Here is a 20,704-nt window from a genome sequence, read left to right as displayed (position 1 = left end):
CGTTCTGTCCTCTTAACTCAATCCCAGAATACGGCGATTGGCCGCGTCGTCGGTGCCGGCTCCGGCAAAATCATCGAAGGCCCGTTCGGTAACCCTGATCAGATGGGCGTTGATGAAGTCGGCGCCTTCGCGGGCACCATCCTCAGGATGCTTCAGGGCACATTCCCATTCCAGCACAGCCCAGCCATCGAAATCGTGGGCGGTCAGTTTGGAAAAGACGGCACCAAAATCCACCTGCCCGTCGCCGAGCGAGCGGAAACGGCCGGCGCGGTTGACCCAGGACTGGAAACCGCCATAGACGCCCTGCCGGCCTGTCGGATTGAACTCGGCATCCTTGACGTGGAAGGCTTTGATCCGCTCGTGATAGATGTCGATGTAATCGAGATAATCGAGCTGCTGCAGCACAAAGTGGGACGGATCGTAGAGAAGGTTGGCGCGCGGATGATTTTTCACCCGTTCGAGGAACATCTCGTAGGTGATGCCGTCATGCAGGTCTTCGCCGGGATGGATTTCATAGGCGGCATCGACACCCTGCTCGTCGAGATAATTGAGGATCGGCGTCCAGCGCTTGGCTAGTTCGTCGAAGGCTGCTTCGACCAGTCCTGCCGGACGCTGCGGGAACGGATAGAGGAACGGCCAGGCGAGCGCACCGGAGAAGGTCGGCATGACCTTGAGGCCGAGATGCTTCGAAGCGCGCGCCGCACGCTTGAGCTGGTCCACTGCCCATTCCTGCCGGGCTTTAGGATTGCCATGCACTTCCGGCGCGGCAAAGCCGTCCATCAATTCATCGTAGACCGGATGCACCGCAACGAGCTGGCCCTGAAGGTGGGTTGATAGTTCGGTGATGGTCAGGCCATGCGAAGCAGCGACCCCGGCAAGCTCGTCGCAATAGTCCTTTGAGTCGGAGGCTTTCTTCAAATCGATGAGACGGCCATCCCAGGCCGGGATCTGGATACCCTTATAGCCCAGCGATGCTGCCCATTTGCAGATAGCGTCGAAGGAATTGAACGGTGCCGCGTCGCCCGCAAACTGTGCGAGAAAAATGGCTGGCCCCTTGATCGTCTTCATAAGTTCTCCTCCTTCAATCTGCCTTGCGTCAGGGCATGTTGTCCCTGAGAAAAATATCTATGCGGATGTGTTCCTGTCCGGGGACGATCGGGCGTCCTTCGCGCAGTGCTGTCAAAATACGCGCAGTGCTGCGCGCCATATGCCCGGCGTCCTGGTTGATGAGCGCGTCGACCGTGCCTCGCACGAGGTGGCGCCGGGTCGAGGGGGTCAGTTCATGCGCGACGAAAATTACATCGGATACCCGGCCTGTTGCCTCCAGTGCGGCGATGACACCCGCCTGTCCGCCACCGGCATTGTAAATAGCCACGAGGTCCGGGTGATCCTGCAGGAGCGAGCGGCTGACCGCCTCAACCCGAGCATTCTCGTCGCGGGCCTCGCGCACGGGCAGCACTTCGAGATTGGGGTATTCGCGTGAAAGAATCTGCTCGAAGCCGAACTGGCGCTCGATGTGGTCACGCAACGCGAGCGAGCCCGCGATCATGCCGACCTTGCCCTTGCGCGGGCCTACGAAGCGGCCAATCAGCGAGGCGGCAGTGCGGCCGGCGGCAAAATTGTCGATGCCGACATAATGGGCCCGGCGCGAATTCGGCACGTCCGAGACAAGAGTGAGAACGACAACGCCTGCATCGGCCAATGCATTGATTGCTTCGGTAACGGCGGGATGATCGAGCGCAACCACGGCGACGCCGTCAATCCCCGACGGCAGTTTTTCCAGCGCGGCGGCAAGTGCAATGCCGTCGAACGTATCAACGTGCTGGATCGACAGGCGCACCCGCTCCTGCAGGTGACGTTCGCGAGTGGCGCGGAACTCGGCGGCAAGCGCCTGCATGAATTCATTTTCACCGGTCGGCAAAATGATACGGAAGTCATAATCGCGACCGCGCGCCAGACGAGACGCATGCGGATCGGGCAGAAAGCCGAGCTGTTTGATGGCCGCGTTGACACGCTCGATGGTGCGCGCATGCACACCAATCCTCCCGTTCACGACACGATCAACCGTTGCGAGACTGACACCGGCTTCTCGGGCGACGTCTTCGAGCGTCATCTTAACCACGAGAAAATTCCTCCGACCAAAGTATTAGTTCAGAGAAATGAGGTGTGCAACTCTTTTTGAGTGGTTTTGATGGGAATTTCTGTTTTGACCGAGAGAGCATTGCGGCAGAATCCTCTTCTGATACGGCAGCTTCGAAACCCGCATGCTGGACAATCGTCATTCAAAGGACAATTGTATTGGGAGAAATCGGGCAGCCGTTCGCGGAGTGAACCAATCTGGTCAAAGGCCATCAAAATGCGCAAACGAAGCACATCTGCAATATCTGCCGTAACTTACCGGAACTATTCCCTTGCCGAATTGCGGGCCGATAGCGCCATCCATATCACTGGCGTCATCCTGGCAATCGTTGGATCGATCGCGCTTCTGTCCGTCATGGTCGATCATACAGCGGTAGGCGCATATGTGGCGACGACGATCTATCTGACAACGCTCGTGCTCTCGATAACGATTTCCGCGGTCTACAATGTGTGGCCCATCTCGCCAGTGAAACGGCTGCTGCGGCGCTTCGATCACTCGGCGATCTATCTACTGATCGCCGGGACGTATACGCCGTTCATGGCCAAGAGCGGAACGTGGTGGCTTCTGGCAACCGTGTGGGCAATCGCGGCGGCTGGGGTTCTGCTGAAACTCCTGAAACCGAATCGGTTCGACAGATTGTCGATCGGCCTGTACCTGGCGCTCGGCTGGAGCGGTGTAGCGGCTTATCAGGAACTCGCCGGCGCGCTTTCCGCTTCGATCCTTTGGCTCATCTTGGCCGGCGGGCTGGTCTATTCCTTCGGCGTGATCTTCCACATCGTGGAGCGGATGCCTTTTCACAATGCGATATGGCATGGGTTGGTGTTGATCGCGGCGAGCATCCACTTCGCGGCAGTCTGTTCCACGGTGGTTTAGTACTCACTCAGCAGCAACGGTATCAGGTGCATGCTTGCCAACAAGCCTGTTCCCCAATGTGTTCAGTGCTCGCGACAGGTCTTCCATGTAGAGAAAGATGACCGGCGTGATGAACAGCGTCAGGATCTGCGAGACGACAAGCCCGCCGACAACAGCCACACCGAGCGGCTGGCGGAGCTCTGAGCTGGCGCCTGCACCGATGGCGATGGGAATGGTACCCATCAGCGCGGCGAATGTTGTCATCATGATCGGCCGGAAACGCACGAGGCAGGCCTCGCGTATGGCATCGAACGAAGTCTCACCGGCTCTTTGACGGGCAAGCGCAAAATCGATCATCATGATGGCATTCTTCTTGACGATACCGATCAGCATCAGGATGCCGATGATCGCGATGACGCTGAGGTCGTAGCCGAACACTTCCAGCGTGGCGAGCGCACCCGCGGCGGCGGCTGGCAGCCCGGTGAGGATGGTGAGCGGGTGGACAAAACTTTCGTAGAGAATTCCCAGGACGATATAGATCGTCAGGATTGCAGCACCGACGAGCAGGCCCTGATTGGCAAGCGATTGCTCGAACACCTTGGCCGTACCGGTGAAGGTGGAGGTAATGGTGCCAGGAACATTGAGTTGCGTTTTCAGCGCGTCGAGTTCCTGTACGGCCTGGCTGAGCGCCACCCCTTGCGGCAGATTGAAAGAGATCGTGACGGCGGGCAGCTGACCCAGTTGACTGACCGCAAGCAGGCCCGTCTTGCGTTCGACGTGGGCGAAGGCGGAAAGCGGTATCAGCTTGTTGGTTGTCGTTGACCTGATCTGCATCTGATCGAGCTTGTCGGTGGTCCATGGAATCGCCGGGTCGAGTTCGAGTATGACCTGGTAGCTGTCACCCGTCGAAAATATCGTCGATGCCTGATTGGTGCCGAACGCATAGTACAGCGTGTTGCGAAGCTGATCAGAATTGATGCCGAGGAGTTGCGCCTTGTCCTGATCGATGACGAGATTGGCCTGCAGCGCATTGTTCTGCAGGTTGCTCGAAACATCGATGAAGGTATTCCGCTCCTGCTGCATCGCCAGCATGATTTTCTGCGACCAGGGATAGAGATCAGCCGCGCTGACGCTTTGGAGAACATATTGGTATTGCGCATTGGACGAGACACCGCCAATCCGCAGATTTTGTACGGCAACCGGATAGCTGTTGATGCCGGGTACTTTAGCCAGCGTCCGGCGAAGATCGCTGAGTACACTCTCGAGCGGCGCACGTTCCGCTTTCGGTTTCAACTCGACAAAGAATCGTCCCTGATTGAGACTGGAGGAATTGAAGCCGCCACCAACATTGGAAACGATGTGCGCCACATAGGGCCGGCTGGATATCGCATCGGCCACCTGTTTCTGCAGCGCCACCATGGCTTCGAACGAAATATCCTGCCGCGCTTCGGTTGAAATCGACAATTGGCCGATGTCTTCCGTCGGAAGGAACCCCTTATTGATCGTGTAGAAGAGATAGACCGTCGCAACCACCGTCAGCAAAAATACGGCGAGGATCACTGGCCGGGCACGCAGGCAAAGATCGAGGACGCGTGCATAACCGGACTGTACGATGTCGAAAACGCGTTCCGTGAATGGCTTCTTCGCGTCGCCCTTGCCATGCTTTTCCCCGCGAAGGTGGCTGCACAACATGGGCGTCAACGTCAGCGATACCAGTGCCGAGGCAACGATAGCAACGGTAACGACGACCGCGAATTCATTGAAGATACGCCCAACGACGCCGCCCATGAGCAGAATGGGTATGAAAACGGCAACGAGAGACGTGGTGATCGATATGATGGTAAAACCGATCTCCGCGCTGCCCTTCAATGCTGCTTCGCGCGGGGACATGCCATCTTCGATGTGCCGCGTGATGTTCTCGAGCATGACGATTGCGTCGTCGACGACCAATCCCACCGAGAGTGTGAGGCCAAGGAGGGAAATGTTGTCGATCGAAAAGCCGAGCACGTACATTGCCCCCAGCGTGGCGATCAGCGATAGCGGCACCGCGATGATCGGGATCATGGTGGCGGACAGCCGGCGCAGGAACACGAAGATAACCATGATCACCAGGGCGATGGTGAGAATGAGCGTAAACTGCACATCGGAAACCGCCTGCCGGATCGAGGCAGAACGATCGTTCAGGGTGTGGATACTGGCTGTTGGGCCGAGATCTTGCTGGAACTGTGGAAGTATAGCCTTGACGCGATCCACGACGTCGACCGTATTGGCGCCAGGCTGGCGAAATACTGCCAGTACCAGAGATGGCTTGCCATCATATCTGCTCTCCGTTTGAGTGGTGGCGACTGAATCCACGACCCGCGCCACGTCGCCAAGGCGAACAAGCTTGCCGTTAGGAGACGCGACGATGATTTGGCGAAATGTATCGGCATTTTGGGCTTGGGTATCGGCCTCGATCGCCATCTGTTGTGTCGGGCTAGATATCGTGCCGACGGGTGCAATCGAATTGTTGGCGGCTACGGCGTTCGTCAATTCGTCCAGACCTATCCCGCGAGCCGTTACGGCATTGGGATCGACCTCAACGCGCACCGCATATTCCTTGGCGCCGAGGACCTGGACTTCACCCACGCCCGTGATCGTTGAGAAAGCCGGAGACATCACGTTTTCGGCGTAGTCATCAAGCTTTGACAGCTGCATCGTGTCGCTTTGCAAAGCGACAAGAACCACCGGCGCATCGGCCGGATTGGTTTTCCGGTAGCTCGGCGGAGTGGTCATGTTGGAGGGCAGTCGCCGCAAGGTGCTGGCGATGGCTGCTTCGACATCAGCGGCAGCCTGATCGATATTGCGGTTGAGATCGAATTCGAGGGTGATCTGCGTTGAACCGAGCGTGCTGGTCGCGCTGATCGTGGAAATGGCCTGGATTGTCGAAAACTGTTTGATGAGCGGCGTTGCGACCGCGTTGGCCATTGTATCCGGGGCAGCTCCCGGAAGTTTGGCCGAGACCGTTATAATCGGAAAATCGACTTCCGGCAGCGCGGCAACCGGCAGAAACTTGTAGGCAAAAAGGCCGGAGGCGGCGAGCGCAATTGAAAGCAGTATCGTCGCAATGGGCCGCCGGATGAAAATGGATGAAATGTTCATTTGGAGGCCTCGACTGAGGCAGCACCAACGTTCTCGGCAACCGGAGGGGTGTCAGATGTCTGCGCCTCGGTCGTCTGCACCGTCGCTCCATCCTGCAGATGGAGCTGACCATCAACGACGACCTGATCTCCAGGCTTGATGCCGGACGCTATGACAGCGATATCACCAACGGTCGTGGCAAGTGTGACCGGCTGCATTGCGACGGTCTTGTCTGCATGGACGAGGAAGACGAAGGATCCGTCGTTACCCTGCTGGACAGCGATCAACGGCACAGTTGTTGCGTCTTTGTGAACGCTCATATCAACTATTGCGGTCACATATTGACCGGGCCAAAGTGCGCCGTCAGTATTGGCCACATCGGCCTTCAGCACGATGGTGCCGGAAGCGGTGTCGACGCTGGAATCGATAAAATTCAACGTGCCGGTTGCAATCGTATCGCTGCTGCCGGGAAGTTTGATCTGAACGGCGGTGGGATGCTCAGCCACAACTTTCCTCAGGGCTGGCAGGTCGCTTTCGGCCACTGTGAACGAGACGCGAAGGGGCACCGTCCTGGTGATCGTCAAGAGGCCGCTTCCTGTGTCGGCCGTGCGAACCAGATTGCCTATTGACGTGCTGACGACACCAACGCGTCCGTCGATCGGCGCGCTGATCGTCATATAGGACAGCTGTACCTGGTCGGCTTCAATCTGTGCCTTGTCCATGGCGATGGAAGATTCCAGTACCTTTACGGCGGCCTCGGACTGGTAAACCTGCTGGTTCGTGTCGACATGCCGCTTCTCAAGATCCTGCGCACCGGCCAGATCCAGGTTGGCAGCGACCAGACTGGCCTGGTCCTTGGTGAGCTGAGCCTGGTCCCTGTCGATCATGGCCCGGATGGCCCGATCGTCGAGACGGAAGAGCACATCGCCGGCTTTCACCATCTGACCATCAGTGACGTTATCGGCAACGACAACACCATCAATCTGCGGTCGAATGGCAACTGTATCGACAGGTTCAATCGTCCCGACCACAGTCTTGGTGATCGGGACGTCCTCCGACTTCGCCTCGGCGACGGCAACAAGCGGCACAGCGGAAGCTTTCCGTCGTTTTCCTGCCGCTGCCATGGTGCTGTTACCAGCCGAGAGGAATGCTGACGGCACAGCAGCCGTATCGGGCGCCGAGGCACGCAGGGACAATTCGGGATAAGCAAGGAAATAGCCGACGCCGACGATGACAGGGACTGCAATCACAAGGCCGATGCGCTTCATGCCATTTTCTCTTCGTTGTGGAACGCCGAAGACCCCAGCACTAATCCCTCTGCGGGCCATTACAAATTATACTTTTGTAATGATTTGAGCTGCATGCCCGCACGTCCTGTGCCACCTATAGGCACCAACTGGGTTTTTCGCTGGATATCCGCAGAGGATCAACTGCTCGTCACACAATTGTTACAGCTTCGCCCCATAGGCGGTGCCATAACGCATGAAGAATTGAAAAGGTGCGGCATGACTGAAATTCTCATCCAGAACGTGACAAAACGCTTTGGTGGAACAACCGCACTCAACGATATTTCGATCGATTTCCCCTCCGGATCGTTCACCTCACTGCTTGGACCGTCGGGCTGCGGAAAGACGACGTTGTTACGGTTGCTCGCCGGATTCGAGGCCCCGGATGAAGGTCGCATATTGTTCGCAGACGAACTGATCGCGGATGCCCGGCAGCAAAAATTGCCGGAAGACCGCGGCGTCGGTGTGGTATTCCAGTCCTATGCGTTGTGGCCGCATATGGATGTGGCCGAAAATGTCGCGTACCCGCTGAAGACACGCAAAGTTGCCCGCAATGAGATCGTCGGCCGCGTCGATGCCGTGCTTGAGAGTGTGGGTCTTACCGGCTACGCCAAGAGGCGGATCGAGGAACTGTCCGGCGGTCAACGCCAGCGCGTTGCCCTTGCGCGCTGCCTGGTGGCGGATGCCAAGATCATTCTCTTCGACGAGCCGCTTGCCAATCTCGACATGCACCTGCGGGCCTCCATGGTCGAGGCATTCCGTGACATTCATCGCCGCACGCGCGCGACGATCGTTTATGTCACGCACGATCAGTCGGAGGCCCTGGCTCTCTCGGACCGCATCGCTGTAATGAATGCGGGAAATATTCTGCAGATCGCCTCCCCTGCCGAGGTCTACCATTCGCCATCCGACCAGAAAGTTGCCGGGTTCATCGGACGCGGGGCGGTTGTGTCCGGAACGGTTATGCAGCGGAATGGATCATCGACCCTTCTTGACATTGTCGGTCATCGGGTGAAAGCGCGCGGAGAAGCAGGTGGCGCTGACCAAGTGCAAGTTCTGTTAAGGCCGGAAGCGATTAGCCTAGCCGAGGAGGGACTTGTGGCCGTTGTGAAGGAAAGCACCTATCGGGGGCCTGTGCACGAAACGCAGTTGCAACTTGTGAATGGGGAACGCCTGACTCTCGATTGCCCCACTGCGGTCGCGATTGGCGAAAAGGTGCATGTTGCCGTCACTGACGCCTGGATTATTCCGTAGCTACCGCCAGGGCAAAACGCCTGCTGGCAGCTTTTTTCCAAGCCGGTCCAGAACGAAAAGAAGCAGGACCACTACAATGATTGTAGTGACGGCTATGGCTGCTGCCTGGGTGCCGAGGCCAGCTTCCTCCAGGCTGAACAGCACAACGCCCAGCGTCTCGTTGCCACTTGACCATAGCAGCGCCGAGACGGTCAGCTCATTGAATGCGCTCATGAAGACAAGCAGTGCGCCTGCAACAGCCGCCGGTGCTGCCAGGGGCGCAGTGATCGTCAGCATCCGGCGCATGGGGCGAGCGCCGGAGACAGCCGCCGCTTCATCGAGGTCACGGGAGATTTGTCCAACGGCGGTGGTAACCGGTTTCATCGCCAGCGCGAAGAAGCGCATGAGATAGGCAGCAAGGATAATCCAGGCCGTGGCGTAGAGGCCGCCGATCAGCGGCATTGGCCGCAGGAAGAGAAGAATGCAGGCGATGGCCAGGACAATGCCCGGCAATGCGTAAGGCAGTTCGATGACGCCATGCAGAATACGTTGCGACAGGCGCGAGAAACGCTCGATACCAATCGACAAAGGAATGGCGCCGAGGGCGAGGATCAGCGCTGCACTGCCAGCGAGCACAGCAGAATTACGGAATGCACGGCTCGTCGAGGCTTGGCGGAACAGGACTTCCTCGAAGTTGGAGAAGGTTACTGTTGACCAGGTAAGCGGCACGCCGAAGGACGGAATAAGCGCTGTCGTTACTAATGCCAGAGCCGGCAGGATCAGCATGAACAGGATCGCCAGCCAGCCAAGCAGTGCGAGCGGCAGCCGCCAGCGTCCGAGTGTAAAGCGCGCAGGCGTGCCTGCGGTGAAACGATGGTTTGCCCGACGCAATGCCAATGCCTGCAGTGTAACGCCAAGCAGTGCAAGCATGGCAATGAGCACGGAGAGCGCCGCGACCTGCGGCAGGACGCTGGGGCCGAAACTGGCGATACGCTGATAGATCAGGGTGGTCAGCGTCAGATAATTGACCGGCATGCCGAGAAGCGCAGGAATGCCGAAATTGCCCACGCCGGAAACAAATGCCAAGGCCGTGGCCGCCACCAGATAAGGCCGGACCATTGGCAGGACGATTGTCAGAAGCACGCGCAGTGGTGTCGAACCGGACGAGCGCGCGGCTTCGACCAAGTCCCGTGGTATGCGCGTCAGACCCGCGCGCAGGGTGATAAACACAATCGGCGCATGTTGGATCGCATAGAGCAGGATGATGCCATTGCGGCCGAGCAGTGGATTGGCTGTGCCCGGCGGTGGGGCGAGGCCAATGGCGCCGAGCAGCGTGCTCGATGGACCGAATAGATGCAGCCAGGAGAGCGCCATGACCTGCGGCGCAATCATCAGCGGCAGCAGAAGCAGAAAGCCCAGGGTCCGGCGCCCCGGCAGATCGGTCATTGCAATGCCAACGGCAAAAGGAGCCCCGATCAACAGCGCCAGCAGGGCGCCGAAAAGGGACGTGTCCAGTGTGTTCAAGGTGGCGCGCAACACTGGAGGGCTGGCGAGACGGTTTGCGAGGGCCGAAAGGTCGATTTCACCGCCGGGGGCAACAGCGGTCAGCAGCAGGCGCAAGACGGGGAGCAGGCTTAGCAGAAAAACAATGCCGAGGATGATGAGACTGGAAAGACGGGCATCGCGCAATAATTTCCGCCGGATTTTTGACAGCAGGCCCGCATCGATGGATGCGGGCCTTGCGTTATTGCTTATGGATTGGATGACAGCCAAGAGTTCTTACTGCCCCATCACTTCGCTGAATTTTTCCTTGTTGGCTGTGTCGTTGGCCAGTGCCGCAGCTGCGTCGTAGTTCAGGACCTTGATGGTCGAACGATCCGGGTAGCCTGCCGGCAGCCCGGCATCGGCGCGGGCCGGTATATAGCCCTGCTTGACAGCGACTTTCTGACCCTCCTCCGAAAGAAGGAAATTGACGAATGCCTTGGCCGCTTCAGGGTTCTTTGCCGTCGACAGAATGGCAACGGGTTCAGTGACGGCAGAGACGCCCTCCTTCGGGAAGACGAATTCGACCGGCGCGCCCTTGACCTTTTCGCGGATCGGCATGTAGTCGACGATCATGCCAAAGAGCTTGTCGCCGCCGCTGACTGCCTTGAGCACGTCGCCATTGCCACCGGCGGCCTGGGCACCATTCTTCGCGAGTTCAGCGTAATAATCCCAGCCTTGTGACAGATTGCCGGTCAGCGTCACGGTATGGATCATCGCTGCGCCGGAACTGAGCGGGCTTGGCATGCTGACAAGGTTCTTGGCTTCCGGCTTCGTCAGATCGCTCCAGCTTGCCGGAATGAACGGAGCCTTGGTGTTATAGACAATACCCGTGGTGATCAGCTTGGTGGAGAAATAGGTTCCGTCCTTGTCGATCAAAGCCGCGTCGATGCCTTTGGTGTCGGCGTCCTTGAACGGAAGCAGGCGCCCTTCCTTCTTGAGCCCTTCCATGGTGACAACATCCGAGATCAACAGGACGTCTGGCTGAGGATTGCCTGCTTCGATCTCGGCGCGCAGCTTCGCCATGATCTTTGGTGTGCCATCGCGTACCCACTCGACCTTGATGCCTGGATTTTTAGCCATGAAAGCATCGGCGGTTTGCTGTGCGTCAGTATTGGGTTGGCTCGTATAAAGCACGAGAGTGCCTTCGGCAGCAAAAGCCGGATGAAGACCGGCGGCTAGGAGGATGGTAGCAGCGAGAAGTTGGCGCATGATGACCTCTTTTTGTCGAATGAAACGAACCTCGCATCTGTTTGCACAGGTTTCCAAGGGTTGGCCAAGCTCTATACAAGCCGGATAACGGTTCGATGACACTGATACAAAAGTATTGTCCTCCTTGTTTGTACGGCCAAAGCAGGGCCGTTTTCTGTTTCAATTTTTTTAACTTGTCATGCCGCTGTTATAAACAGACAGTACAAAGAAAAAATTGCGCAGCTGTGCAATCGGGGATGAAAGATGAATATGCGAGCTTTTCTCAAGGTGGAGAAGATGAGCGTCGGCTACGGTTCGACGACGATCCTGGACAAGCTTGACCTTGGTATTGAAAAGGGAGAATTCGTCGCTCTTCTCGGCTCGTCAGGTTGTGGCAAGACGACACTGCTGCGCACGATTGCCGGATTTGCCAAACCTTTTTCAGGTTCCATTCGGGTTGCCGACCGTGATGTGACGCAAATGCCGCCTGACAAGCGTGGCATGTCCCTTGTGTTCCAGTCCTATGCGCTCTGGCCGCACATGACCGTGGCCCAGAATATCGGTTACGGCCTGAAATTGCAGAAGCGCTCCCGTGGAGACATTGACGCGCGCGTAGCCGAGATGCTGAACCTGCTCGGCCTTTCTGGCCTCGGCAACCGCAAGCCGGGTCAGCTCTCCGGTGGTCAAAGACAGCGCGTAGCGCTTGGCCGCGCGCTGGCAATCGATCCGGAAATTCTCCTGCTCGACGAGCCGCTGTCCAACCTCGACGCACGCATCAGGCTGACCGTGCGCCATGAAATCCGTTCACTGCAAAAGCGTCTTGGTATCACGGCGATCCATGTCACCCATGACCGCGAGGAAGCCATGGTGATGGCTGACCGTATCGTCATCATGAATGCGGGGCGGATCGAGCAGCAAGGGTCGCCTGAAGAGGTTTATAACAAGCCCGCCTCCCCTTTCGTTGCCGCCTTCATGGGGGCAGAGAATCTCCTATCCATGCAAGCGCAGGTCCAGGGCGAACAGGTCGAGTTGCAGGAAGGCGCTTTCAACCCTTCCACGGTGACAACCCGTGCCGGACGGAGATTGGCGACCGGGCCAGTTGAGCTGCGGTTCCGTGCGGAAGCAGCACGCCTTACAGGGAACGGCGATGGCACTGCTCTCGAACCGGGAGCGCTCGAATTGCGGGGGCAGGTGGCGAGCGTCAGCTATCCGGGCGGTCATTGGCGTCATGCTGTGCGTCTCGGGACCGATGAGATACTGGTCGACGCCAATACCCCCTTTGATCAGGGAGAGGCCGTGAAAGTGCGCATACCGGCACAGTCGCTGTTCATCTTCAACACGCTGGAGGGCCCGGCGGACGAACATAAGCATTGAGAAATTGGCAGCCACGACCCGGCTGCCATCAAAAGACTGCCACTTATCCATGTTTGCTCAAGGGAGTTCACAATGAAAACGCTTCTACAGGCTTCTCTCATCTTCGGACTGGCGGCAACGCCCGCCACCGCGGCCGATCTCACGGTTTTGACAGCTGGCGACCAGAACATGGTCGACTACATCAACGATTACCTTGCTCCAATCTTCGAGAAGGAAAATCCGGGCACGAAAGTGCGCGTGGTTGGCACGGGCCCTGGTGACGCCGGTTCGCAGAAGATTGTCGAGCGTTTCGATGCGCAGGCGAAAGCCAATGTGGACAAATGGGACGCCGATGTAGCGGTTGTCCATGAGAAATTCGCTGGGCCGATGGTCAAGGACGGCTATCTTGAGTCTTACCGTTCCAAGATCCCTTCCGGCGAGATGGTCACCAGCGAAAAAGCCAAGATGGCGCTGGGTGCCAATGTCGATGGCTATGTCATGCCAATGTTCTCGAGCCAGACCGCTATTGCCTATAATCCAGCGCTCATCCCCAATCCGCCGAAGAGCTATGAAGAACTCGTTGTCTGGGCCAAGCAGAATCCGAAGCAGTTCGGCTATAACGGTATCAAGGGTGGCGCGTCCGGCGTCAGCTTCGTCATGGGCTGGATTTACGCCTTTGGCGACGGCGATGCCAACAAGCTGATGAACGGCCCGTTCGAGGAAGCCGAGACAACGAAGTGGGACAAGGCATTTGCAGGCCTGAAGGACTTTACCACCAATGCGACCCTCACCCCTGGCAATGCCGGGACGCTCGATATGCTGAGCCGCGGCGAGATTGCCATGGGTCCGGTCTGGGTTGACATGTTCTATTCCTGGCAGGCGGACGGCAAGCTGCCACCTGAAATGAAGCTGTTCCTGCCAGCACCAGGCATGCCAGGCCAGCCAATGCACTACGTTATCCCGGCCAAGAGCCCGAACACCGAACTGGCAGAGAAGTTCGTTGCCCTCGCGACGAGCCCGAAGATACAGGCGGACGGCATCGTCAAGCGCTTCAACTGGTATCCGGGTATTGATGCAAAGTTTGTGCAGCCTGAACTCGACAAGGCAAGCTGGGACAAGCTCTTCGTCGATATCTCGCCGAACGATCTGGCCACCAAGGCCAAGCCTTTCCCGATCGCACCCTATAACTCGGCCATTCTCGAAGCTTATGAGAAGAATGTAGCCAACTAATCTTCTAATGATGGCCAGGGACCGCCGGCTGATGGCGGTCCCCTCCCTGCCCCGGATAGTCCTCAAATGCAGAAACGCCTCCTCGCCATTTTTCTCGTACTGCCGGCACTCATCATGATTGTGCTGTTTTTCATCGTGCCGCTTTTTGCCTCAGTTATCGGCGCGTTCGAAGTTGGCGAGACGCTAGGCCTTGGTAATTTCACCAAATCATTCGAGCTATATTCGAGCGACATGATTTTCACGCTGGTAATCGTCGCTGTTTCGACGGTACTCATCGGGTGCTTTTCGATTGCGATTGGCGGCTATTTGACCCTTGGCGAGAACCCGCGCGCTGTCGCGCTCCTGCGTTGGCTCTATCGCTGGCCCATGTTTATTCCGTTCATTGTGGTCGGCCAGGTCTTGCGAACGTTTCTCGCCAAGAACGGTCTGATGAACAATATCCTCGTAAGTCTCGGTATATTGACGCCACTGCAGACGGTCGGCTTCCTCGACTGGCGCGGTATTGTCATCGCATTCGTCTGGAAGCAGACACCGTTCGTCGCTCTCCTCGTTGCCGGTGCGATGGCATCGCTTGATCGCAGCACCATCGAAGCTGCGCGCAATCTCGGCGCTTCGCGCTTGCGGATACTTATCGAGATCGTGCTGCCACAGATTACCAGTACGCTGCTGGTGGGTTTGATTCTCTCATTCGTCACAATGATGTCTGTTCTTTCGGTCCCGCTGATGATCAACGCACAATCGCCGACCATGCTGACAGCCGATATCGCGTTCCGTATCAATGCTCACGGCGACTATGGCGTAGCCAATGCCTTGGGACTGATCTCTCTGCTTCTGACGGCAGGTGTTGCTCTGATATATCTGCGTCAGTCGGTGAAGGAGCGTTCATGATGGCGCGCGTCGATTTCTGGTGGCTGCCGCGCGCCCTTAGCCTCGGATTGTTGGCGTTCATCATTTTCGGTCCGCTGACCAATCTCGTCCTGTGGACTGTGGCGGAGAAATGGTATTTCCCGCATATGCTGCCGTTGGAATATGGCTTCAGCTTCTGGCAACGGGTTTTCTCGCAACGTGGTAATGCCATGGAATCTTTGCTGACAAGCATTGTTATCGCCGCGCTTACCGTCATTGCCTCGCTGGCGCTGGCGATCCCGGCTGGATATGCATTATCGCGATTAAAGCTGCCTTTCCGCGGGCTGATCCTCCTGGCGTTTCTGATCCCGCAAGCTTTTCCCAACCTTCCGGTTTATGTGAACATAGCCCGGTTCTTCTATCAGATTGGCCTTAATGGGACGATCGCGGGAGTGGTGATGGTGCACGTCACCCACGGGCTGGTTTATGCGGTGTGGATTGCGACGGCGGCGTTTTCGGCCGTCGACATCGATCTTGAGGAAGCGGCGCGCTCGATTGGTGCAGGGCCATTCCGTGCCTTTCGCGATGTGACGCTGCCCCTCGCCGCACCCGGTCTGATGGCGAGCGCAATTTTCGTGTTCCTCGAATCTCTAGATGAATTCACCGGCAGTTATTTTGTCGGTGCGCCGGACGTGAACACACTGCCACTGCTGCTCTATACGGCGGGTTCGGGCGGCAATTATCAGATCGCTTCTATCACCGCTCTGCTGTTGCTCGTTCCCTCGATAGGCTTCATGCTGGTTGTGGAGCGATTCTTGCGCGCTGACGTGCTTTCCAAGGTTGGGCATTAGACAGATGGGATCCAAGGGTAAGAAATCGTCGAAAGACGACAAGCAATATGTCAGCGCGTTGCAGGTGGCAAAACATGCCGGCGTGTCGCGTTCGGCCGTCTCACGGGCCTTTACACCGGGGGCCAGTGTCTCGGCCAAGAAGCGTGAGAAGATCATGGAAGCGGCGGAAACGCTTGGCTATCAGGTCAATGATCTGGCGCGTGGTCTGCTCGCGCGAAAGAGCCGCCTCGTCGGGCTTGTGGTTACGAATCCCGAGCTTGGTTACCGGTCGCATCTCGTTGCAGCGCTGACCAAGGCACTGATCCATCGCGGCAGTGTCCCGATCGTCATCAATACCGGGCGCACTGAAGAGGAGTTGGTCGCAGCACAGAAAACGCTATTCGGCTACCGCGCCGAGGCGACGATCATTCTGTCGGGATCACCGCCGTCTTCCTTTGTCGATCTTGCACGCCGCAATGGCCAGCCGTTGATTGTTCTGGGCCGTTCGGAAACGGGTGCGGACGACGTCAATATCGACAATGAAGGTGCAGGTCGTGAGGCCGCACGGTTTTTTCTCGCTGACGGGCCCAGGAGACTTGGTTTTGCAGGAGCACTCTCACGCACCCCGACGACGGTCGAGCGGGAGTATGGCTTCCTGCACGAAGCCAAATTGCACGGAGCTGCTGTCACGATAGGGAATGGTAGCAACTCAAACTATGCCGGCGGTCAGGAGGCCGCACAACAGCTGTTTTCGGGCAAGGACAGGCCGGATGCAGTGTTTTGCGTGAATGACTTGGTGGCATTTGGCCTCATTGACTATGTTCGGCGGCATACCGACCTTTCGGTCCCCGAAGATCTTTCCGTCATCGGGTTTGACGATATCCCTGAAGCGGCGTGGGATTCCTATAATTTGACGACATTCCGGCAGGATGCATCCGTCATGGCTGCGCATGCAGTGGCGCTCCTTGATCGTCGCGAGGCTGAACCGGACCATCCGCCGGTACACGAACGCTTGAGCACGCGTCTTGTCCAGCGCGGCAGCACGCGGGTGGCCGCAGCGTTGCGTTCCTAACCAATCCAATTCGAGACTGATCCATGAAAATCATTCAGGTGACCGATCTGCATCTTGTGACGCCGGGCGAGACATTATGCGGTCTCGACCCCTTGGCGCGACTTCAGGCCTGTATCGCCGACATCAATCAGAATCATCCCGATGCGGAGCTGGTGATATTCTCCGGTGATCTAAGTGAGACTGGCTCGGAGGTCACTTATAGGGCTTTAGCGGAGGAGTTGACCCATCTGGTTCCGCCTTTCCGCTTGATGCTCGGCAACCATGATAACCGCCTTGCCTTCCGCCATGTGTTCGAAACGGCCAACAGGGAGGATGGCTTTATTCACAGTGTGGAGGACCTCGCAGAAGGCCGGTTGATCATGCTCGATACGCTTCTCCCCGGACGTCCGGAAGGCCGTCTCGACGAAGCACGCTTGCGCTGGCTGCAGAAACGTCTTGAAGAGGCAAAGGACCGTGCTGTGTTTCTCTTCTCGCATCACCCGCCGTTTCCTATCCATATGCCGCTTCTGGACCGGATGGGTATTATCGAGGCGGATGCGCTTTACGTACTCTTGAAGCAACATGGGAATGTCCGGCATATCTTCGCCGGCCATGCCCACCGGCCAATTGCAGGCAGCTGGCGGGGTATACCGGTCAGTGTCCTGCGCGGAACCAACCATCAATCCGCGCTCGATTTCTCGCCTGACAAAATCGCGGTCACCCACGAGCCTCCTGCCTATGCGGTTATCTTTATCGACCGCGATAGCGTGATTGTGCACTTCCATGACTTTCTCGATCGTTCGGCTGCCTATCGCTAAAGGATGCGTTGGGCGCAGCGCCGGTTCGACAACAGCTTGGCAGATCATGTTTCGCCCAGGCATGCGCGAATGTCTTCCGATGGCGTTTGCGAATAGGTCGTGCGATAGAGCTTGCTGAAACGCCCAGGATTGGAAAAGTGCAGTTTTGCCGCCAGATGTCTCACGGAGGTCGCTTGTCCAGTGAGGATCAAGGCGCGCGCTTCAGCGATACGAAAACTTGCGATCACCTGAATCGGAGTGGCTTGACGATACTTCCGGAACACACGCTGCAGCGCACGAATATTGACGCCAGTGTCGGCTGCGATGTCGGTTATGTTGATTGGGTTGTAGATGTTGTGGCGAATATACGCCTCGGCGAGAAGCAGTTGCGCCTGAGCTGCGCGCGTCGGTTTGCTGGCGCTGGCGCGCTCCGGCAATGGGCGGATATCGTCGTTGTGGATAATGTCTCGATCAATATCGGAGTGGGGTTTGAAGTCACGAGCAATTTCATCTGACATTGTGAAAAGTCCTGATCAAAGGCTGTGTTGGTCCAAAACCAAACGAAGGGAATACAATCATACGTAGCAAAAACTAAAATATAAAACGCAAGATTGCATTATTGATAATACCGATTGGCATTTTTGGAAATTCAACCTTAGGCGAATTTCACATTTTATTGTGGGCTATCGACGCCAATTGCGTTGGTTGACAGCTGTCAACGTCCTTGGAGTGTTTCTTGCCGCTGACGTCGCAGACTTAAACGGGGGCGGTGGGGCAGGGCGCAGATGCGAGCGGTCACTGGGATCAGTTGACAGCTGTCAACGGGATAAGCCGCCCCAGTTGGTTAAAATCCGTCTCGTCGGATTCATGCTTTGTAAACCACAATTCCATACAGTTTGAACAATTGCCATTTTTGTAAGCGAGTACCTAAATTGTTCAAGCGTAAACAGGCAGTCTCCCAGCAATTGCAGATGCCAATGATTTCCCGCCGTCATCTCTTGTTTGGCGCTGGATCAATGGCGGTCCTCGGCGCCTCCGGCTGCACGCAAACCACTTTTGAATTGCCGGAGATGAATATCGACGCCATGCCGACCAGCGGCATTCGTCCGCAAATCAGCATCGACAAATCCGTGACCGTTCCGGATGTGATGTACGCTGCGGTGCAGGAAGGGCCCTATTCGCTGCCCGCGATTCCGTATCAAAAAATTCCGGCGCAATTCCGACGGCAAATCGTCGTTGACCCGACAGGCGAACAGCCTGGGACTATTGTCGTGCGCCTGCAGGAACGCTTCCTTTATCTGGTGCAGCCCGGCGGGGATGCCATTCGTTATGGTGTCGGGATTGGTAAGGCCGGCTTCCTTTGGAGCGGTCGTGCCAATATCCAGTACAAGAAGGAATGGCCGCGCTGGACGCCGCCACGCGAAATGATCCAACGCAAGCCCGAACTAGCCAAATATGCAAACGGCCAGGAGCCAGGGCCGCAGAATCCGCTGGGTGCACGCGCCCTATATATTTTCAAGGATGGCGTTGATACCGGTTACCGCATCCACGGCTCGCCCGAATGGTGGTCAATCGGTCAATCCATGTCGTCTGGCTGCGTTCGTTTGATCAATCAGGATATCATCGATCTCTATAGCCGTATTTCCGGAAAAGCGACGGTAGTGGTTGGCTAACAGTCTCAAAGCAGCTAAGAATAGCGACATAGCCCCAAAACTGATTCACCTGCTATCTACCTAGGCCAGATCGACTGCCCAGCTAGTGAAGTGAAATCCGTTATATCTTCCGTTTAACCAATCGTTTACCATGATATCAATGGTTTATGATTCTGGTGATTTATCCCTAAAAGATATGCTTCAGCCTGTGGTTGCGGCCGAGGATGCCTTGGCTCGACTTGATGATCGGGTGGGCCGCAAAGGCGATTTCGGCGACGTGGTTAACCACAGGTCGCGCGAGGGGCTGTTGCGCGAGAACGAGGGATGGATCGCCCGGTCGCATTTCATGGAGGCGTGCAATGCATTGTGGCTCGCTGGCGAACTTGTCCATGTCGAAGACCTGGTGCTCCATGACGCTCGTATGGATATTCGCGCGCCGACGCACGAACTGACCAGGGCCCACACTATCCTGCGCATCCGCCGCCAGATTGCGACCAACCAGTCATCCTGGGCGCTTAGCCCGAAGGGCATTGCCAGTCTTCGCGGCCGCGGCGGAATGGATGCCGTGATCATGACGGTCGAGCGTGCACCAGAAACCAAGTCCCATTCGGGCTTTGACAATGAGGAAAAATCGCAAGCCGAGAATGATTTCGAAGATGAGTTGGCGCGGCTCGATGCTCTGCTCGATCGATCCACTCGACTGCTGGAGCAACCGGCCGTGCGTGCCTCGGCGGTTAGCGAGACCAAAAAGGGAAGGGGAGGGGAGCACTCTGCCTCGGCCGAGGCGACTCCGGACGGCGACCCGCTGGTATATGACCCTGACTGGGATGAGGATGCGCGGCTGGAGCGATGGTTCGCGGTTCATGATCGGACCCGCGATTTGCCGCCGCTTCTTGCAGCGGCAGTGATCTGGGACGCATGGGAAGATATAGAGCCGCTGCAACACCAGCATTGGCTGGGTCCGATGCTGGTTTCGGCGATGCTCCGGGAACGCGGCAAGACGAAATCACACCTTGCGGCTTTCAATGCCGGGTTGCGAACGATTTCGCGTGATCGTCGCCGCGCACGCGATCGAACGACGCGGCTCATCGCTTTTCTGGAGGCGGTTCAAGTATCGAGCGCGGCTAACCTGAAGGAGGTCGAGCGGTTGAGTCTGGCGCGGATGCAAATGGAACGCAAATTGAAGGATCGGCGCTCCACATCCAGCTTGCCGGGCATGATCGAACTCATCCTGTCGCGGCCCATGGTGTCGACCGCGTTGATTTCCAAAGAACTGAAGGTGACGCAGCGCGGAGCACTCAATCTTGTCGCTGATCTTGGCGTTCGCGAGATGACGGGCAGAGGACGTTACCGCGCCTGGGGGATCGTCTGAGTCCGCTTAGACTCGTGAAAATCCCGCCTCGTATGTCAGAGTTTCCCTTTTGGGTCGTGACGGATCCTTTCGTCCGTCGGATGGGAAAGCCCGCCTGAAAAAATAGTTGATTGTTTTTGTCATAAATACTAAGCCGCTCTCAAGCGAAGACAACGCCGGGCGTGCGGAGCCTGTCCCAATCCAGGGAACCCAGGTCTTCCGCGGCGAAG

At 57.2% G+C, this 20,704-nt stretch carries 17 protein-coding genes; 10 read left to right on the top strand and 7 right to left on the bottom strand.

Features of this window, described 5'->3' with window-relative positions; all coding sequences use genetic code 11:
• Positions 1 to 12 precede the first annotated feature (12 nt).
• Together BLM14_RS29475 and BLM14_RS29470 are read right to left on the bottom strand one after the other, a co-directional pair.
• The gene (locus BLM14_RS29475; RefSeq protein WP_100003593.1) at positions 13 to 1,068 is read right to left on the bottom strand and encodes a sugar phosphate isomerase/epimerase family protein; all 1,056 of its coding nucleotides are present in this window, start codon (positions 1,066 to 1,068) and stop codon (positions 13 to 15) included.
• Between the two features lie 28 nt (positions 1,069 to 1,096).
• Positions 1,097 to 2,113, bottom strand: a complete 1,017-nt coding sequence (locus BLM14_RS29470) for a LacI family DNA-binding transcriptional regulator (protein WP_100003592.1) — start codon at positions 2,111 to 2,113, stop codon at positions 1,097 to 1,099.
• A gap of 243 nt (positions 2,114 to 2,356) precedes the next feature.
• Between BLM14_RS29470 and trhA the strand changes: the two genes are divergently transcribed.
• Positions 2,357 to 3,013: a PAQR family membrane homeostasis protein TrhA gene (gene trhA / locus BLM14_RS29465; protein WP_100003676.1), complete on the top strand. Its 657-nt coding sequence runs from the start codon at positions 2,357 to 2,359 to the stop codon at positions 3,011 to 3,013.
• 3 nt (positions 3,014 to 3,016) lie between these two features.
• On the opposite strand, the gene BLM14_RS29460 is transcribed toward trhA, so the two are convergent.
• Together BLM14_RS29460 and BLM14_RS29455 are read right to left on the bottom strand one after the other, a co-directional pair.
• Entirely contained in the window at positions 3,017 to 6,133 is a 3,117-nt protein-coding gene (locus BLM14_RS29460; protein ID WP_100003591.1) for an efflux RND transporter permease subunit, read from the bottom strand.
• Positions 6,130 to 7,380 (bottom strand): efflux RND transporter periplasmic adaptor subunit, encoded by a 1,251-nt coding sequence (locus BLM14_RS29455; RefSeq protein WP_157929637.1) that lies wholly within the window; start codon positions 7,378 to 7,380, stop codon positions 6,130 to 6,132. The genes BLM14_RS29460 and BLM14_RS29455 overlap by 4 nt, the downstream gene beginning before the upstream one ends.
• Before the next feature lie 237 nt (positions 7,381 to 7,617).
• On the opposite strand from BLM14_RS29455, the gene BLM14_RS29450 reads away from it, so the two are divergent.
• On the top strand, positions 7,618 to 8,652 hold the full coding sequence (locus tag BLM14_RS29450; RefSeq protein WP_100003589.1) for an ABC transporter ATP-binding protein: 1,035 nt from the start codon (positions 7,618 to 7,620) through the stop codon (positions 8,650 to 8,652).
• Here the strand turns inward: BLM14_RS29450 and BLM14_RS29445 are convergent, their stop codons facing one another.
• Both BLM14_RS29445 and BLM14_RS29440 read right to left on the bottom strand, forming a co-directional pair.
• Positions 8,653 to 10,320: an ABC transporter permease gene (locus BLM14_RS29445; protein ID WP_237143737.1), complete on the bottom strand. Its 1,668-nt coding sequence runs from the start codon at positions 10,318 to 10,320 to the stop codon at positions 8,653 to 8,655. It lies immediately after the preceding gene.
• Positions 10,321 to 10,410: 90 nt separating this feature from the next.
• Positions 10,411 to 11,385 (bottom strand): ABC transporter substrate-binding protein, encoded by a 975-nt coding sequence (locus tag BLM14_RS29440; protein WP_100003588.1) that lies wholly within the window; start codon positions 11,383 to 11,385, stop codon positions 10,411 to 10,413.
• Positions 11,386 to 11,628: 243 nt separating this feature from the next.
• Between BLM14_RS29440 and BLM14_RS29435 the strand changes: the two genes are divergently transcribed.
• The 6 genes from BLM14_RS29435 (at position 11,629) to BLM14_RS29410 (ending at position 17,492) form a co-directional block, all read left to right on the top strand.
• Positions 11,629 to 12,738, top strand: coding sequence for an ABC transporter ATP-binding protein (locus tag BLM14_RS29435; RefSeq protein ID WP_237143736.1), 1,110 nt, complete (start codon positions 11,629 to 11,631; stop codon positions 12,736 to 12,738).
• 72 nt (positions 12,739 to 12,810) lie between these two features.
• Positions 12,811 to 13,947: an ABC transporter substrate-binding protein gene (locus tag BLM14_RS29430; protein WP_100003586.1), complete on the top strand. Its 1,137-nt coding sequence runs from the start codon at positions 12,811 to 12,813 to the stop codon at positions 13,945 to 13,947.
• 66 nt (positions 13,948 to 14,013) lie between these two features.
• Entirely contained in the window at positions 14,014 to 14,835 is an 822-nt protein-coding gene (locus BLM14_RS29425; protein ID WP_100003585.1) for an ABC transporter permease, read from the top strand.
• The gene (locus BLM14_RS29420; protein WP_100003584.1) at positions 14,832 to 15,644 is read left to right on the top strand and encodes an ABC transporter permease; all 813 of its coding nucleotides are present in this window, start codon (positions 14,832 to 14,834) and stop codon (positions 15,642 to 15,644) included. The genes BLM14_RS29425 and BLM14_RS29420 overlap by 4 nt, the downstream gene beginning before the upstream one ends.
• Before the next feature lie 4 nt (positions 15,645 to 15,648).
• Positions 15,649 to 16,695, top strand: a complete 1,047-nt coding sequence (locus tag BLM14_RS29415; RefSeq protein ID WP_100003583.1) for a LacI family DNA-binding transcriptional regulator — start codon at positions 15,649 to 15,651, stop codon at positions 16,693 to 16,695.
• Positions 16,696 to 16,718: 23 nt separating this feature from the next.
• Positions 16,719 to 17,492 carry a phosphodiesterase gene (locus tag BLM14_RS29410; RefSeq protein ID WP_100003582.1) on the top strand — a complete coding sequence of 258 codons (774 nt, stop codon included), beginning with the start codon at positions 16,719 to 16,721 and terminating at the stop codon, positions 17,490 to 17,492.
• A gap of 44 nt (positions 17,493 to 17,536) precedes the next feature.
• Here the strand turns inward: BLM14_RS29410 and BLM14_RS29405 are convergent, their stop codons facing one another.
• Positions 17,537 to 17,989 (bottom strand): helix-turn-helix transcriptional regulator, encoded by a 453-nt coding sequence (locus BLM14_RS29405; RefSeq protein WP_100003581.1) that lies wholly within the window; start codon positions 17,987 to 17,989, stop codon positions 17,537 to 17,539.
• A 453-nt stretch (positions 17,990 to 18,442) separates the two neighbouring features.
• On the opposite strand from BLM14_RS29405, the gene BLM14_RS29400 reads away from it, so the two are divergent.
• Both BLM14_RS29400 and BLM14_RS29395 read left to right on the top strand, forming a co-directional pair.
• Positions 18,443 to 19,144 carry a L,D-transpeptidase gene (locus BLM14_RS29400; RefSeq protein WP_100003674.1) on the top strand — a complete coding sequence of 234 codons (702 nt, stop codon included), beginning with the start codon at positions 18,443 to 18,445 and terminating at the stop codon, positions 19,142 to 19,144.
• A gap of 130 nt (positions 19,145 to 19,274) precedes the next feature.
• The gene (locus BLM14_RS29395) at positions 19,275 to 20,495 is read left to right on the top strand and encodes an RHE_PE00001 family protein (RefSeq protein ID WP_335672097.1); all 1,221 of its coding nucleotides are present in this window, start codon (positions 19,275 to 19,277) and stop codon (positions 20,493 to 20,495) included.
• Positions 20,496 to 20,704: the final 209 nt, after the last annotated feature.

The sequence above is a fragment of the Phyllobacterium zundukense genome, assembly GCF_002764115.1.
Taxonomy (GTDB): domain Bacteria; phylum Pseudomonadota; class Alphaproteobacteria; order Rhizobiales; family Rhizobiaceae; genus Phyllobacterium; species Phyllobacterium zundukense.
Note: the sequence above shows the minus strand (reverse complement) of the source record. Positions and strands in the feature narration are given on the sequence as shown.

What these genes read in the sequence shown, in the direction of transcription:
- BLM14_RS29420 (WP_100003584.1), top strand. Translation starts at nt 14,832, where the DNA reads ATGATGGCGCGCGTCGATTTCTGGTGGCTGCCGCGCGCCCTTAGCCTC.
- BLM14_RS29455 (WP_157929637.1), bottom strand. Translation starts at nt 7,380, where the DNA reads ATGAAGCGCATCGGCCTTGTGATTGCAGTCCCTGTCATCGTCGGCGTC.
- BLM14_RS29400 (WP_100003674.1), top strand. Translation starts at nt 18,443, where the DNA reads ATGCCAATGATTTCCCGCCGTCATCTCTTGTTTGGCGCTGGATCAATG.
- BLM14_RS29425 (WP_100003585.1), top strand. Translation starts at nt 14,014, where the DNA reads ATGCAGAAACGCCTCCTCGCCATTTTTCTCGTACTGCCGGCACTCATC.
- BLM14_RS29415 (WP_100003583.1), top strand. Translation starts at nt 15,649, where the DNA reads ATGGGATCCAAGGGTAAGAAATCGTCGAAAGACGACAAGCAATATGTC.
- BLM14_RS29475 (WP_100003593.1), bottom strand. Translation starts at nt 1,068, where the DNA reads ATGAAGACGATCAAGGGGCCAGCCATTTTTCTCGCACAGTTTGCGGGC.
- BLM14_RS29395 (WP_335672097.1), top strand. Translation starts at nt 19,275, where the DNA reads ATGATATCAATGGTTTATGATTCTGGTGATTTATCCCTAAAAGATATG.
- BLM14_RS29440 (WP_100003588.1), bottom strand. Translation starts at nt 11,385, where the DNA reads ATGCGCCAACTTCTCGCTGCTACCATCCTCCTAGCCGCCGGTCTTCAT.
- BLM14_RS29450 (WP_100003589.1), top strand. Translation starts at nt 7,618, where the DNA reads ATGACTGAAATTCTCATCCAGAACGTGACAAAACGCTTTGGTGGAACA.
- BLM14_RS29410 (WP_100003582.1), top strand. Translation starts at nt 16,719, where the DNA reads ATGAAAATCATTCAGGTGACCGATCTGCATCTTGTGACGCCGGGCGAG.
- BLM14_RS29430 (WP_100003586.1), top strand. Translation starts at nt 12,811, where the DNA reads ATGAAAACGCTTCTACAGGCTTCTCTCATCTTCGGACTGGCGGCAACG.
- BLM14_RS29435 (WP_237143736.1), top strand. Translation starts at nt 11,629, where the DNA reads ATGAATATGCGAGCTTTTCTCAAGGTGGAGAAGATGAGCGTCGGCTAC.
- BLM14_RS29460 (WP_100003591.1), bottom strand. Translation starts at nt 6,133, where the DNA reads ATGAACATTTCATCCATTTTCATCCGGCGGCCCATTGCGACGATACTG.
- BLM14_RS29470 (WP_100003592.1), bottom strand. Translation starts at nt 2,113, where the DNA reads ATGACGCTCGAAGACGTCGCCCGAGAAGCCGGTGTCAGTCTCGCAACG.
- BLM14_RS29405 (WP_100003581.1), bottom strand. Translation starts at nt 17,989, where the DNA reads ATGTCAGATGAAATTGCTCGTGACTTCAAACCCCACTCCGATATTGAT.
- trhA (WP_100003676.1), top strand. Translation starts at nt 2,357, where the DNA reads ATGCGCAAACGAAGCACATCTGCAATATCTGCCGTAACTTACCGGAAC.